This is a genomic window from Polaribacter sp. Z014, assembly GCF_023555435.1.
Taxonomy (GTDB): domain Bacteria; phylum Bacteroidota; class Bacteroidia; order Flavobacteriales; family Flavobacteriaceae; genus Polaribacter.
The window spans coordinates 163,597-177,983 of record NZ_JALCZP010000001.1 but is presented as its reverse complement, the minus strand read 5'-3'; the positions used below and the strand labels follow the sequence as shown (position 1 = coordinate 177,983).

Here is a 14,387-nt window from a genome sequence, read left to right as displayed (position 1 = left end):
ATGGAATCATCAAAAGTTATTCACGCATTTTATAATGATGACGAAGTTCTAATGGACGCAGTGAAAGCTGTAAAAGCAGAACATCTTCATATAGAAGAAGTATTTTGTCCTTTTCCTGTACATGGTTTAGACAAAGCAATGGGATTAGCACCAACAAGATTGGCAATTACTGCATTTTTATACGGAATTGTAGGATTATCATTTGCAATTTGGATGACTAATTACATGATGATTCAAGATTGGCCGCAAGATATTGGTGGTAAGCCTAACTTTTCTTGGTGGGCTAATATGCCAGCATTTGTACCAATTTTGTTTGAATTAACAGTGTTTTTTGCAGCCCATTTAATGGTAATTACTTTTTATATGAGAAGTAGAATATGGCCATTTAAAGAAGCTGAAAATCCTGACCCAAGAACTACAGATGATCATTTTTTAATGGAAATACCTGTAAATAATAATGAAGCTAAGATTACTGCTTTATTAGCAAAAACAGGAGCTGTAGAAATTAATGTAGTAGACAAGCACTAATATATAGATAATGAAGAATTTTAAATTAATTATCGCTTTATTTACTCTTACAAGTATCATTTCTTGTAATGATAAACGAACGCCTCAATTACAATATATGCCAGATATGTATGTGTCTGTACCTTATGATGTAAATGGTGCTAAAAGTATTGATGGAGAACCTGTAAACCGAGAGCCAGTTGCTGGTACAATTCCAAGAGGTGGTCATCCGGCATATGATATTCCTAATACTAATGAAGGTTATGAGTTGGCAAAAGCAACAGGAACAAATCCGTTAGAGGCTACTGAAGAAAATTTAGCAAACGGAAAAGCGATGTACGATATTTACTGTATATCTTGTCATGGAAAAAAAGGTGATGGAAATGGAGTTTTATCTCAAAGAGATAAATTTTCAGGTATTCCAAACTATAAAGATAGAGATATTAACGCAGGTAGTATTTATTTTGTAATTATGCACGGTAAAAACTTAATGGGTTCACATGCATCTCAAACAACGTACACAGAACGTTGGCAGATAGTACAATACGTAGAAAAATTACGTTCAGAATTATAATTTCAATAAGAAAGAATACGAAAAGATATGTATCAATTCTCAGGTAAATTAAAAACATTCTCATTAGCACTAATACTTGTTGGTTTAGTGGGAATTGGTTATGGTTTTTATTCAGCACCTAAAACGGTAGAAGAAGCTAAAGAAATTATTTCACATCAAGGAGCACATGGCGATAGTCATGCTACTTCACATGAGGAAGTTAAAGTTGATGAACATCATAGTTCAGAAGGTGTTGAAACTCATGGTGCAGTGGCAGAAACTCATGCTTCAGCAGATGCTCATGGTGAACATCATGATGATGCACATGCAGAACATGTTTTACATCAATTAAAAAATAAGCCTTGGTCGGCATTATATGTATCGTTATTTTTCTTTTTAGGAATAACGTTATTAGTATTGGCTTTTTATGCGATTCAAAGAGTTGCTCAAGCAGGTTGGTCTATTTTACTTTTTAGAGTAATGGAAGCAATAACAGCTAATTTAGTACCAACATCTATTGTAATGTTAATAGTTATTGGTTCGGCAGTTATGCATTGGAATCACATGTTCCCTTGGATGGCAGAAGGTACTTTTGATCCTACAAGTCCTAATTATGATCCTATTATAGATGGTAAATCTTGGTGGATTAATCTTCCAGGTTGGGCTATTAGAAGTGTTGTCTATTTAGCAATATGGAATGGATATAGATGGTTTATCCGTAGAAACTCTATTAAAGAAGATACGGTTAATGATAATCATAAAACATATAAGTTAAGTTATAACGTTTCTGTAGGTTTTATTTTCTTATTTATGATTACAGAAACTTTAATGTCTTGGGATTGGATTATGGGTCTAGACCCTCACTGGTTCTCTACATTATTTGGATGGTATGTATTGGCTAGTTTACTAGTTAGTGCATTAACTGTAATTGCATTTGTAACAATTTACTTACGATCTAAAGGTGCTTTACCTGGTGTAAATGATAGTCATATTCACGATTTAGCGAAATACATGTTTGGTTTTTCTATCTTTTGGACCTATTTATGGTTTGCACAATTTATGTTAATTTGGTATGCAGATATTCCAGAGGAAACTACATACTTTGCAATGAGATTTAATGAATACAATTTACCGTTCTTGGCAATGGTAGTTATGAACTTTGTTTTTCCTATATTGCTATTGTTAAATAGTGACTTTAAAAGTATTCCTTGGTTTGTAGTTATTGGAGGTGTTGTTATCCTTTTAGGTCATTATATAGATATTTTTGTAATGGTAATGCCTGCTACGGTAGGTGCTCAATGGTCATTTGGAATTCCTGAAATTGGTTCGTTATTGTTCTTCTTAGGAATCTTTATTTATGCTACATTTAGTGCATTCGCAAAAGCAAATCCAATACCAACAGGAAATCCATTCTTAGAAGAAAGTGAACATTATCACTATTATAATATTGAACACAGAGGTGAAGGTTCAGGAGATCATCATTAATATATAATTTAAATCAAAACAATTAAGACGAGATAAATATGCTAGCTCTATTTTATATTTTTATAGCTGTTGCAATCGGTGTAAGTTTCTGGCAAATAACCAGAATAATGAACTTAAGAAGCGTAATTGCTACTGATAAGGACAATGCTACTCAAGGTAGAAATGCCATTTACTTTATGGTATTCTTATATGCAATGATGATTTATTGCTTAATTTTTATGAATGTTGTTTTATTACCAGAGTCTGCTACCTATGAAGGGGAGCATGACGATAACCTTTTTGATATTACATTTTGGTTAATAGGTATAGTACAATTTTTAATGCAATTCATACTTTTCTATTTTACTTTTAAATATAAAGGTGAAAAAGGTAAAAAAGCAAAATTCTATTCAGATAGCCATAAATTAGAGGCTATTTGGACTATTACTCCAGCTGTAGTTTTAGTTGTTTTAATAGGTTATGGATTATGGCAATGGAATAACGTAATGGATTTATCTGACTTAGAAGATCCTGTTGTTATAGAAGTATATGCACAACAGTTTAGATGGGATGCACGTTATGCAGGTGAGGATAACACACTTGGGTTAGGTAATGTAAATTACATCAAGGGTATTAACACATTGGGTGTTGATATGACAGACAAAAATGCACAAGACGATAAACAAGTAACTGAATTGTATTTGCCGAAGGGTAGAAAGGTTCATTTCAAATTTCGTTCGCAAGACGTACTTCACTCAGCATATATGCCTCACTTTAGAGCACAAATGAATTGTGTTCCTGGTATGGTTACTCAATTTGGTTTTACACCTAAGTACACAACCGAAGAAATGAGACAACAGTCTGAAGTTATTGAAAAAACTGCAGGAATTAATAAAATAAGAAAAGCTAAAGGAGAAGATCCTTATGTGTTTGATTATTTATTATTATGTAATAAAATTTGTGGTGCTTCTCACTATAACATGCAAATGAAAATTACAGTTGTAGAGCCAGCAGAATATGAGAAATGGATTGCAGAGCAACCTACGTTAGCATCAGTTATTAAATAATTATAATTAAAAAATACACTACAAATTAATAAGATTATGTCAGAACATCATCATAAAGAAACATTTGTAACAAAATATATTTTTACTCAAGATCATAAAATGATTTCTAAGCAGTTCCTAGTAACTGGTATGTTTATGGGAATTATTGGGGTGTTAATGTCTATGTTATTTCGTATACAAATAGCGTGGCCAGAACAATCATTCTCTATTGTTGAGGCATTTTTAGGTCATCATCAAACGGATGGAATAATGGATCCAGATATGTACTTAGCATTGGTAACAATACATGGTACTATAATGGTGTTTTTTGTATTAACTGCTGGTTTAAGTGGTACTTTTTCAAATTTATTAATTCCATTGCAAATTGGGGCTAGAGATATGGCTTCTGGTTTCTTAAATATGGTTTCATACTGGTTATTCTTTTTATCAAGTGTAATCATGGTGTTTTCTTTATTTCTTGAAGCAGGACCAGCATCTGCAGGATGGACTATTTATCCACCATTAAGTGCTTTACCACAAGCAATTCCAGGTTCTGGAATGGGTATGACCTTATGGTTGGTTTCTATTGCAATCTTTATTGCGTCTTCTTTAATTGGATCTTTAAACTATATAGTTACTGTATTTAATTTAAGAACAAAAGGAATGAAAATGACTAGATTGCCTTTAACAATTTGGGCTTTCTTTATTACCGCAGTTATTGGGTTAGTTTCTTTCCCAGTATTATTATCTGCAGCGTTATTATTGATTTTTGATAGAAGTTTTGGAACTTCATTTTATTTATCAGATATCTTTATTTCTGGAGAAGTTTTACATTACCAAGGTGGATCACCAGTATTATTTGAACACTTATTTTGGTTCTTAGGTCACCCGGAAGTATATATTGTAATTTTACCTGCAATGGGTATTGTTTCTGAAATTTTAGCGATTAATTCTCGTAAACCTATTTTTGGTTACCGTGCAATGATTGGTTCTATTATAGCAATTGCGTTTTTATCTACGATTGTTTGGGGACACCACATGTTTGTTTCGGGTATGAATCCTTTCTTAGGTTCTGTATTTACGTTTACAACTTTATTAATTGCAATACCTTCTGCGGTTAAATCTTTTAACTGGGTTACTACCTTATGGAAAAGTAATCTGCAGTTAAACCCAGCCACGTTATTTTCTATCGGATTAGTTTCTACGTTTATAACAGGAGGTTTAACAGGAATCGTTTTAGGAGATTCTGCATTAGATATTAATGTGCATGATACTTATTTTGTAATAGCGCATTTTCACTTGGTAATGGGAGTATCTGCAATTTTTGGGATGTTTGCTGGTGTATATCATTGGTTTCCTAAAATGTACGGTAGAATGATGAATAAAACATTAGGATATTGGCACTTTTGGTTAAGCATTATTTGTGCTTATGGAGTTTTCTGGCCAATGCACTTTATCGGGTTAGCTGGTTTGCCTAGAAGATATTATACAAATACTAATTTCCCTATGTTTGATGATTTGTCTGACATTAATAAAGTGATTACATTATTTGCTTTAGTGGGTGGTGTTGCACAATTGTTCTTTCTTGCAAATTTCTTTATCTCTATTTATAGAGGGAAAGTAGCAACTCAGAATCCTTGGAAAGCAAATTCTTTAGAATGGACAACTCCAGTAGAACATGTTCATGGAAACTGGCCAGGGAAGTTACCTGAGGTTCATAGATGGGCGTATGACTATAGTAAACGTGTTGATGCTGATGATGATGATAGTGATTATCTACACGGTCAAGATTACGTTTTACAAACCGTACCTTTATTAGAGGGTGAAGAGCCTTCTTAGCATTAAATAGATATCATTTAACTATATTTAAATGATCTTATTATAAAAAAAACCAGTGAAATTATTTCACTGGTTTTTTTGTCTTATAAGTAGATTTAATTTTGGTTGAAGGACAAATCTATGATGTATTCAACTTTATTTTTTAGTTTAATAGTATTTGTATGATGTATTGTTTCTTGGTGTTTGTTCTCTTGCTATTTAGGAAGCATCAGAATAGGTAGTATGGAGCTTTATTGGCCTTAATTATGCATTTTAAACAACTTTGTATGTAATAATAGTGTTATTGTGTATACTTCTAATTTGGTTACGTTTATGCTTAATTTATAAGTTGATCTATTTTATCATTAGGTATAAATCCCTTAAGCATCAAAAATACACCACAAACTACTAAAATTATTCCCATTATTCTCTTTAACCTGTAGATTACCAAAGGTGTCATTTTATTTTTGAGTTGTTTGGCTAATAAAATTTTTCCTAAATCTGTAATTGCATATCCTAATATTACGGTGGCAAAGTACCAAAAGATACTATTTGGATTCATTTTTAAAGTGGGCCCTACTAAAAGAACAGTTCCTAGCCAAAAGGCTAAAACACCTATGTTTATAAAATTCAAGAAATAACCTTTAAAAAATAGTTTGATATAATTATTTTGAATGGGAACTTCAATGGTTTCAGCAGAGGCTAGTGCTTCTTTTTTGTTCTGTTTATCAAAGTAGGTAATAAGTCCGTATATGATTAATACTAATCCGCCAATGAAAAAAAGTCTTGGGTCATCCTTTATTTTCTCTAAAAACGACCTACTTCCAAAATAGGCGATTAATATAAACGTTATATCACCTAAAATTACGCCAAGATCGAAAGCAATGGCTGCTCTTGCACCTTTTAAAATACTGGTTTGAATAAGCATAAAAAAAACAGGTCCTATCATAAAAGCCATGAAAAATCCTATTAAAAAAGCATTCTTAAAATCGTAAATATCCATTCTATAAAGATAATTGTTTAATTAGGATTTACCAATTATGAATTTTTTAAAAATGAGGATAACGAGTTTTATTGTTGATTGAATTTTACGAGATTTAATTATAGAAATTCTATGTTTTCATCTAATTTTATCAGTGTGACTTTAAGTAAAATCTCATAAAGAGTTTTAATTTGGTGTTTTCATTATTATGGGACTTCTCGCTACGTGTGAAGCGACACTCTTTAGTTTTTTGTGGTTTTTTTTACCTAGTTTTAGCCTTTCTACGCTAACATAAATCACAAAAAGTTTTTAATAGTCTTATTTTCTGAGGTATGTGATCGTTCTGTGTTCGGAGTGACAACAGTTGTGGAGATCTTAGTATTTTGAATATAACGAAAACTCGCGTTAGGGATTGAAATGACATCCTTTTTGCTTTTTCGGCAAAAAGATATAATGGAAAGCCCGCTTGAACGCCCAAAAAATAGCAATGGATTTAATAATGTACGATACCTACAAGGTTTTGGAAACCTTGTAGGATAATTACTCGATTAAGTAATTTATTAGTTATACATTTTAAACATCATCAAAATCAATAGAGATTTTTGAAGTTGTTGGATATGCCTGACAAGCTAACACCAAACCTTCTTCTATCTCACTGTCTGATAAAATAGAGTTCTTAACCATTATTGCGTTTCCTTCTGTAACTTTACACATACAAGTACTGCAAACTCCACCTTGACAAGAATATGGAGCGTCTAAATTATTACGCAAACTAGCAGATAAAATATCATCTGTTTGGTTCATTGTAAAAGTGGTTTCTTCATCATCTAATAGCACCGTAATTTCTGTGGTACCTTCTTTAATTTCAGAAACAGCTTCTTCATCTACAGAAGCGGTAAATAATTCGAAATGAATATTTTTATCTGTAAAACCACGTTCTTTTAGTGTTGCAGAAACTTCATTAATCATGCTTTCTGGTCCACATAAATAGGCAGCATCAAAAGATGTGCTTTTGTAACTATTGTTGATGTAAAAATTGGTGTGTGCTTTATCTATTCTACCAAATAAAGAACCTTCTAGTTGTTCTCTACTACAAATATAATGTAAGTTAAAACGATCTGGATTTGCCTCTTTTAAAGCATCTAATTCTGCTTTAAAAATAGTGTCTGCAACTGTTTTATTTCCATAGATTAAAGTGAAAGTAGAAGAAGTTTCGTTTTCTAAAACATCTTTAACCATAGATAGAATTGGTGTAATACCAGATCCTGCAGCAAAAGCGATGTATTTTTTATTTGGTTTAGGTTGTAATATAAATTTACCCTCTGGTTCAGAAATTTCAATAAAATTCCCTTCTTTTAATTCTGTGGTTGCGTACGTAGAAAAAAGACCATTTTCTACCGCCTTAATAGCCACTTTTAAATAGCGATCACTAGGCGAAGAACAGATAGAATAGGCTCTTCTAACTTCTTTACCGTTAATGGTTTTTTTAAGTGTTAAGTATTGCCCCGCGTGAAATGCAAAGTTAGATTTTAGGTTTCCGGGTATTTTAAATACAAGAGAAACCGCATCTGCGGTTTCTCTTATTACTTCTTGGATATTTATTTTATGAAATGTTGACATTACATGTATTTTACACCAAATTATTCGCTATTAAATATTCGGCAATTTGTATTGTATTTGTAGCAGCACCTTTACGTAGGTTATCTGCAACTATCCACAAATTTAAGGTATTTTCTTGAGATTCATCCCTTCTAATTCGTCCAACAAACACTTCATCTTTATCATGTGCATTTATTGCCATCGGGTATACGTTATTTGCCAAATCATCTTCTACAATAACACCTTCCGTTTCGCTTAATATTTTACGAACTTCATCTAAATCAAAATCATTTTCAAACTGTACATTTACAGCTTCAGAATGTCCACCAGCAGTAGGAATTCTAACAGCAGTAGCTGTAACAGAAAAAGAATCATCACGTAAAATTTTCTTTGGTTCTTTTACTAATTTCATTTCTTCTTTTGTGTATCCGTTTTCTAAAAAAACATCACAATGAGGAATTGCATTTCTACCAATTTTATGTGGATAAGCCATTTCACCATCAATACCAGCCTCTTCGTTATCTAATTGCTGCACTGCTTTTACTCCAGAACCAGAAACAGATTGATATGTAGAAATAACTACACGTTTCATTTTATATTTTAAATGTAACGGAGATAAAACTGCTACTAACTGAATTGTAGAACAGTTTGGGTTTGCAATAATTTTGTCGTCTTTTGTTAAAACATCACCGTTAATTTCTGGTACCACTAATTTCTTAGTAGGATCCATTCTCCAGGCAGAAGAATTATCTATAACTGTTGTACCAACTTTAGCAAATTTTGGTGCCCATTCTAAAGAAGTATCTCCGCCTGCAGAAAATAAAGCAATATCTGGCTTCATTTTTACAGCGTCTTCTAAGGTTACTACGGTATATTCTTTTCCTTTATATGTTAATTTCTTTCCAGCAGATCTTGCAGATGCTACAGGAATTAATTCCGTTATAGGTAAATTACGTTCTTCTAATACTTTAAACATTACTGTGCCCACCATTCCAGTTGCACCTACTACAGCTATTTTCATCGCCTAAAAATTTAATATTAAATTGAGTTGCAAATATCTTAAAAATAATAATTATATAAATCACTTAATTCCTTATAAATCAACCAAAGTTTAAAATTGAATCACAAATTTTTCTAATGTTTAAATTTAAACAAGTTGATGTAAAATTATAATGCAGAGTCTTTAATGTTATAAAATATAATGCTAGTATTTAAAAAAGAGGGAGGTAGTTATCTTTTATTTTAACTTCTAATTATTCTTTACCAAATAGGTATCCATAAGGGAGTCCTACAAAAAGTGCCCCACCAACAATATTACCTAAGGTAGCAGGAATTAGATTTTTAAAGATAAATGTAGTCCAAGTTATATCAGCACCTTCAAAAATTGCAAGTGGAATAAAATACATGTTGGCAATACTATGTTCAAATCCTATAGCAACAAAAGCCATTACAGGCAACCAAATTGCAAATATTTTTCCTACCGTATCTTTGGCTGACATACCTTGCCAAATAGCTAAACATACTAACCAGTTAGCACCTATACCTTTTATAAAAGTTACTAAAAAAGTATGACTCGTTTTTCCGATTGCAATATTGTAAACCGAATCTATATAAGGAGAAGTGTGTACAATATGTGTTAGATATGTAATTACGTATGCAAGAAAAAGTGCACCTACAAAATTACCTGAATAAACTAATCCCCAATTTTTGAGCATATCAGAAATGGGTTGTTTTTTTCTTAAAAGGTTGGGTATAAAGTAAGCGTTGTTTCCTGTAAAAAGTTCTGCACCAACAACTACAACAAGTATTAGTCCGATAGGAAAAGTAGCACCAAACATAAACTTAACCAATCCTGGGTTGTTGGCTGCTATTTCTGGAGATCCTCCTGCCACAATAATAGCAAGTAATCCTCCAAATGCTACATAGGCTCCTGCTAAAATTGCAAGAATAAATGTTTTACTTATTTTATATTTTCCTTTGTTTATGGCCATTTGGCTTACAAGGGTTATAACTTCTTTTGGGGTATTCATTAGTTTTTAATGTAGAATTTTAATCAATTAGGTTCTAATTGATCTTTACTTTTTTAAAATAGTTACTTAAAATATTGGATGCTTCTTCTAACTCTTCTTTAGTGTTTTCTCTTGCATCTTTCAGTTCATAGTCCCAACCTAAGGCTTCCCATTTATGGATGCCTAATTTATGGTAAGGTTGTAACTCTATTTGTTCTATAGTTTGGTAGTCTTTAAAATGACTTCCTAATTGATGTAATAATTCAGGCGTATTAGTAATACCGGGGATTAAAACATAACGTAGCCACATTTTTTTACCAGATTTTTCTCTGTGTTTCGCAAAATTAAAGGTAGTTTCTTTGTTTCTTTTACCAGTAATTTTTTGAAATCCTTCTTCAGTCATATGCTTTATATCAAGCATTACTAAATCTGCATAATCATCTATTAACTCAATAACAGGATGATTTAACATTCTTCCATTAGTATCTATATTGGTGTTAATTCCTTCTTCTTTTAATCTTTTAAAGAAAGGAATAAGGTTATGGGCCTGTAACAATGGTTCTCCACCAGAAACAGTAACGCCACCTTTTTCACCAAAATAAGATTTCATTTTTATGGCTCTTTGTACTAAATCTTCAATAGCATGTTCTTCGCCTCCATGAGTATCAATGGTATCGGGGTTATGGCAGTAAAGGCATTTTAATTTACAACCTTGTAAAAAAATAACCATTCTAATTCCGGGTCCGTCGTGAGTGCCAAAAGACTCAATTGAATGGACATTTAATATGTTTTCTAAAGTTTTAATTGCGCTAAAATTTAAGTGAATAAAAAAAGGGGATTTAAAAAATATGGTTACTTTTTAAATCCCCTAATAAATACATAAAAAGGACTACATAGATTCGTGGAACGAACGTGAAATAACTTCCATTTGTTGTTCTCTTGTTAATCGAATAAAATTAACAGCATATCCAGAAACTCTAATCGTTAATTGGGGATGATTTTCTGGGTGCTCCATTGCATCTAATAAAGTTTCTTTGTCTAAAACATTTACATTAAGGTGTTGTGCTCCGTGCTCAAAATAACCAGTTAAAGTAGCAGCTAAATTGTCTATTCTTTCTTCTTCTGTAGCTCCTAAAGATTTAGGAACAATAGAAAATGTATTAGAAATTCCGTCTTGAGAATCTTTATAATCTATTTTTGCTACTGAATTTAAAGAAGCAATTGCACCATTTGAGTCACGCCCATGCATTGGGTTTGCTCCAGGAGCAAAAGCTACACCTAAAGCTCTACCATCTGGAGTTGCTCCGGTTTTTTTACCATATACAACGTTAGATGTAATTGTTAATACAGACATTGTTGCATCTGCATCTTTATAAACTTTTAATTTTTTAAGTTCGTTATTAAAATCTTCAACACCATTGTGAGCAAAAATATCTACTCTATCGTCATCATTTCCGTATTTAGGAAATTCTCCTTCAATCTTAAAATCTACAGTTAAACCTGCTTCATTTCTAATAGGTTTTACTTTTGCATATTTAATTGCAGATAAAGAGTCTGCTACAATAGATAAACCTGCAATACCATAAGCGATATTAATTTGTGGGTTGGTATCAATTAAAGCCATTTGAGCTTTTTCGTAGTAGTATTTATCATGCATGTAATGAATAATGTTCATGGCATCATTATACACACGAGCAACCTGTTTCATAGCAATTTTAAAGTTTGCCATTACTTTATCAAAGTCTAAATACTCATCATTATTAGCTTCAATACCATCAACCATTTGAGTTCCTGTGATTTCACATTTTCCTCCGTTAATAGCTAATAATAAGGTTTTTGCTAAGTTTGTTCTTGCGCCAAAAAACTGAATTTGTTTTCCAATTTCTTGATAAGAAACACAACAAGCAATTCCGTAATCATCAGAACCTCTTAAAGTTCTCATTAAGTCATCATTTTCAAATTGAATAGATGAAGTATCGATGGCAACTTTAGAACAGTATTTTCTGAAATTTTCTGGCAACATTGGCGACCATAAAACAGTAATATTTGGTTCTGGTGATGGGCCTAGGTTGTATAAAGTATGTAAGAAACGGAAAGCTGTTTTAGTTACTTTAGAACGTCCATCATTTAACATACCACCAATTGCTTCAGTTACCCAAGTTGGGTCTCCAGCAAAAATATCATCATAAGCAGCCATTCTTAAATGACGTACCATTCTTAGTTTCATCACAAACTGATCTATATATTCTTGCGCTTCAACTTCAGTAATTGCTCCACTTTGTAAATCTCTTTCAATATAAATATCTAAGAAAGTAGACACATTACCTAAAGACATTGCAGCTCCATCTTGCTCTTTTACAGCAGCTAAATACGCCATATATGTCCATTGTACTGCTTCTTGTGCAGTTTCTGCAGGTCTATTTAATTCTAAATTGTAATGATTACCCATTACAATCATTTCTTTTAATGCTTTTATTTGTTCAGAAACTTCTTCTCTTAAACGAATAACAGCATCTGTCATTGGTCCTTCAATATTTGCTAAATCGTATTTTTTAACTTCAATTAATTTGTCAATTCCGTATAAAGCAACACGTCTATAATCACCAATTATTCTACCACGAGCATAATTATCTGGCAATCCTGTTAAAAAACCTAAAGATCTAAATTTTTTAATTTCTGCATTATAAGCAGAAAAAACACCATCATTATGAGTTTTTACATACTTGCTAAATAATGTATTAATATCTTCACTAGGTTTTAAACCTTGTTCTTCTAATGCTTTTTGAACTACTTTGTAACCCCCAAACGGTTTCATAGCTCTTTTTAAAAGTGTATCAGTTTGTAAACCAACAATTACTTCGTTTTCTTTGTCTATGTAACCTGCAGCAAAATTCATAACACCAGAAATAGTTTCAGTATCCACAGAGTGAACTCCACCATTTTTTCTTTCAACTTCAGTTTCTTTTTTACAAACTTCCCAAAGTTTTTGAGTTTTATTACTGATACCAACTAAAAATTTGTCATCACCATAATAAGAAACAATGTTTTTTATAACAAAATCTCTAACGTTAATAGATGTGTTCCAAACTCCTTTTTTAAATTCAGCTGTTGTAGGCCTTTCTATGATTAATTCTTCAATTTGCATTCCTCTATGTTTTATGTTTTTATGTATTCCTTTATGATATTGCAAATATAACTCTATATGTAGTTTTCAAAATATGATATAAGTTAGGTTTTGCTATTATTAAAGAAAACGATATAGTTTTTAATTATCTGTAAATCAGATAATTGGGTTTTATTTTTTGTTTAGTAAAAACCTTTTTAAGGAAATTAACTACATTTGCAAAAATATTTAGTTTAACCTAATTAGTATAGCATGCAACTGTACAATAAGTTAAGCGCCATAGAACGCGCTGCATTAATAGATGAGGCTGGTAAAGACCGCCTCACAATTTCTTTCTATCAATACTTTAAGATAGAAAACCCACAATTATTTAGAGATAAGTTATTCTTAGAATGGAATGAACTCGATGTTTTAGGTCGAATTTATGTTTCTTACGAAGGAATTAACGCTCAATTATCTGTTCCATCAGAAAACTTTTATGCTTTAAAAGATCAATTAGACAGTATTTCTTTTTTGAAAGATATTCGTTTAAATGTTGCTGTAGAGCAAGACAATAAGTCGTTTTTAAAGCTGAAAGTAAAAGTGAGAAACAAAATTGTTGCCGATGGTTTAAATGACGAAACTTTTGATGTAACAGCCAAAGGAGTTCATTTAAATGCGCAGGAATTCAACGAAATGTTAGCAAACCCAGATACGGTTTGTGTAGATATGCGTAACCATTACGAAAGTGAAATTGGTCATTTTGATGGTGCTGTAACTCCAGATGTAGATACCTTTAGAGATTCTTTAGATATTATAGAAGAAGATTTAAAAGACAACAAAGAAGATAAAAACTTATTGATGTATTGTACTGGCGGAATCCGTTGCGAAAAAGCATCTGCCTATTACAAACATAAAGGTTTTAAGAATGTTTTTCAGTTAGAAGGCGGGATTATAGAATACACTCGTCAAGTAAAAGAAGAAGGTATTGAGAATAAATTTATAGGTAAAAACTTTGTTTTTGATCATAGAAGAGCAGAACGTATTACAGACGATGTGGTTTCTAATTGTCATCAATGTGGTAAACCTTGTGATACACATACAAATTGTGCTAATGAAGCATGTCATTTATTATTTATTCAGTGTGATGAATGTGCAGAAGCTACAGAAAATACGTGTTCTACAGATTGCCAAGAAATAATTCAATTGTCTTTTGAAGAACAAAAAGAATTAAGAAAGGGAAAAGGAAATAGTAATAAGATTTTTAAAAAAGGACGATCGGAAGTTCTAAAATTCAAAAAATAAA

The 14,387-nt window shown here is 31.8% G+C and carries 12 protein-coding genes; 6 read left to right on the top strand and 6 right to left on the bottom strand.

Annotated elements, in window-relative coordinates:
- From MPF19_RS00815 to MPF19_RS00795, 5 genes are read left to right on the top strand one after another with little or no spacing between them, the layout of a single operon-like run.
- On the top strand, window positions 1-528 hold the full coding sequence (locus MPF19_RS00815) for a DUF3341 domain-containing protein (protein ID WP_203393362.1): 528 nt from the start codon (window positions 1-3) through the stop codon (window positions 526-528).
- A 10-nt stretch (window positions 529-538) separates the two neighbouring features.
- Window positions 539-1,081, top strand: a complete 543-nt coding sequence (locus MPF19_RS00810) for a c-type cytochrome (protein WP_203393361.1) — start codon at window positions 539-541, stop codon at window positions 1,079-1,081.
- A 27-nt stretch (window positions 1,082-1,108) separates the two neighbouring features.
- Window positions 1,109-2,545 carry a quinol:cytochrome C oxidoreductase gene (locus MPF19_RS00805; RefSeq protein WP_249986399.1) on the top strand — a complete coding sequence of 479 codons (1,437 nt, stop codon included), beginning with the start codon at window positions 1,109-1,111 and terminating at the stop codon, window positions 2,543-2,545.
- 38 nt (window positions 2,546-2,583) lie between these two features.
- Window positions 2,584-3,591 carry a cytochrome c oxidase subunit II gene (locus MPF19_RS00800; protein WP_249986398.1) on the top strand — a complete coding sequence of 336 codons (1,008 nt, stop codon included), beginning with the start codon at window positions 2,584-2,586 and terminating at the stop codon, window positions 3,589-3,591.
- Window positions 3,592-3,627: 36 nt separating this feature from the next.
- Window positions 3,628-5,409 (top strand): cytochrome c oxidase subunit I, encoded by a 1,782-nt coding sequence (locus MPF19_RS00795; RefSeq protein WP_249986397.1) that lies wholly within the window; start codon window positions 3,628-3,630, stop codon window positions 5,407-5,409.
- 316 nt (window positions 5,410-5,725) lie between these two features.
- On the opposite strand, the gene MPF19_RS00790 is transcribed toward MPF19_RS00795, so the two are convergent.
- From MPF19_RS00790 to pflB, 6 genes are all read right to left on the bottom strand, one after another.
- Window positions 5,726-6,391: a LysE family translocator gene (locus tag MPF19_RS00790; protein WP_249986396.1), complete on the bottom strand. Its 666-nt coding sequence runs from the start codon at window positions 6,389-6,391 to the stop codon at window positions 5,726-5,728.
- A 552-nt stretch (window positions 6,392-6,943) separates the two neighbouring features.
- Window positions 6,944-7,990 carry a ferredoxin--NADP reductase gene (locus MPF19_RS00785; RefSeq protein WP_249986395.1) on the bottom strand — a complete coding sequence of 349 codons (1,047 nt, stop codon included), beginning with the start codon at window positions 7,988-7,990 and terminating at the stop codon, window positions 6,944-6,946.
- Window positions 7,991-8,000: 10 nt separating this feature from the next.
- On the bottom strand, window positions 8,001-8,990 hold the full coding sequence (locus tag MPF19_RS00780) for an aspartate-semialdehyde dehydrogenase (protein ID WP_249986394.1): 990 nt from the start codon (window positions 8,988-8,990) through the stop codon (window positions 8,001-8,003).
- Window positions 8,991-9,222: 232 nt separating this feature from the next.
- Window positions 9,223-9,999, bottom strand: a complete 777-nt coding sequence (locus MPF19_RS00775) for a formate/nitrite transporter family protein (RefSeq protein WP_249986393.1) — start codon at window positions 9,997-9,999, stop codon at window positions 9,223-9,225.
- 34 nt (window positions 10,000-10,033) lie between these two features.
- Complete coding sequence (gene pflA, locus MPF19_RS00770) at window positions 10,034-10,747, bottom strand: pyruvate formate-lyase-activating protein (RefSeq protein WP_349666055.1); 714 nt, start codon at window positions 10,745-10,747, stop codon at window positions 10,034-10,036.
- Between the two features lie 120 nt (window positions 10,748-10,867).
- Window positions 10,868-13,123, bottom strand: a complete 2,256-nt coding sequence (gene pflB / locus MPF19_RS00765; RefSeq protein WP_203393353.1) for a formate C-acetyltransferase — start codon at window positions 13,121-13,123, stop codon at window positions 10,868-10,870.
- Window positions 13,124-13,354: 231 nt separating this feature from the next.
- Here pflB and trhO point away from each other — a divergent pair, with 231 nt between their 5' ends.
- A complete protein-coding gene (trhO, locus tag MPF19_RS00760; RefSeq protein ID WP_203393352.1) occupies window positions 13,355-14,386 on the top strand; it encodes an oxygen-dependent tRNA uridine(34) hydroxylase TrhO in 1,032 nt (343 codons plus the stop codon).
- Window position 14,387: the final 1 nt, after the last annotated feature.

Bases quoted from the DNA above. Each gene is read 5' to 3' on its own strand.
- MPF19_RS00815 (WP_203393362.1), top strand. From the start codon at position 1: ATGGAATCATCAAAAGTTATTCACGCATTTTATAATGATGACGAAGTT.
- MPF19_RS00810 (WP_203393361.1), top strand. From the start codon at position 539: ATGAAGAATTTTAAATTAATTATCGCTTTATTTACTCTTACAAGTATC.
- MPF19_RS00805 (WP_249986399.1), top strand. From the start codon at position 1,109: ATGTATCAATTCTCAGGTAAATTAAAAACATTCTCATTAGCACTAATA.
- MPF19_RS00800 (WP_249986398.1), top strand. From the start codon at position 2,584: ATGCTAGCTCTATTTTATATTTTTATAGCTGTTGCAATCGGTGTAAGT.
- MPF19_RS00795 (WP_249986397.1), top strand. From the start codon at position 3,628: ATGTCAGAACATCATCATAAAGAAACATTTGTAACAAAATATATTTTT.
- MPF19_RS00790 (WP_249986396.1), bottom strand. From the start codon at position 6,391: ATGGATATTTACGATTTTAAGAATGCTTTTTTAATAGGATTTTTCATG.
- MPF19_RS00785 (WP_249986395.1), bottom strand. From the start codon at position 7,990: ATGTCAACATTTCATAAAATAAATATCCAAGAAGTAATAAGAGAAACC.
- MPF19_RS00780 (WP_249986394.1), bottom strand. From the start codon at position 8,990: ATGAAAATAGCTGTAGTAGGTGCAACTGGAATGGTGGGCACAGTAATG.
- MPF19_RS00775 (WP_249986393.1), bottom strand. From the start codon at position 9,999: ATGAATACCCCAAAAGAAGTTATAACCCTTGTAAGCCAAATGGCCATA.
- pflB (WP_203393353.1), bottom strand. From the start codon at position 13,123: ATGCAAATTGAAGAATTAATCATAGAAAGGCCTACAACAGCTGAATTT.
- trhO (WP_203393352.1), top strand. From the start codon at position 13,355: ATGCAACTGTACAATAAGTTAAGCGCCATAGAACGCGCTGCATTAATA.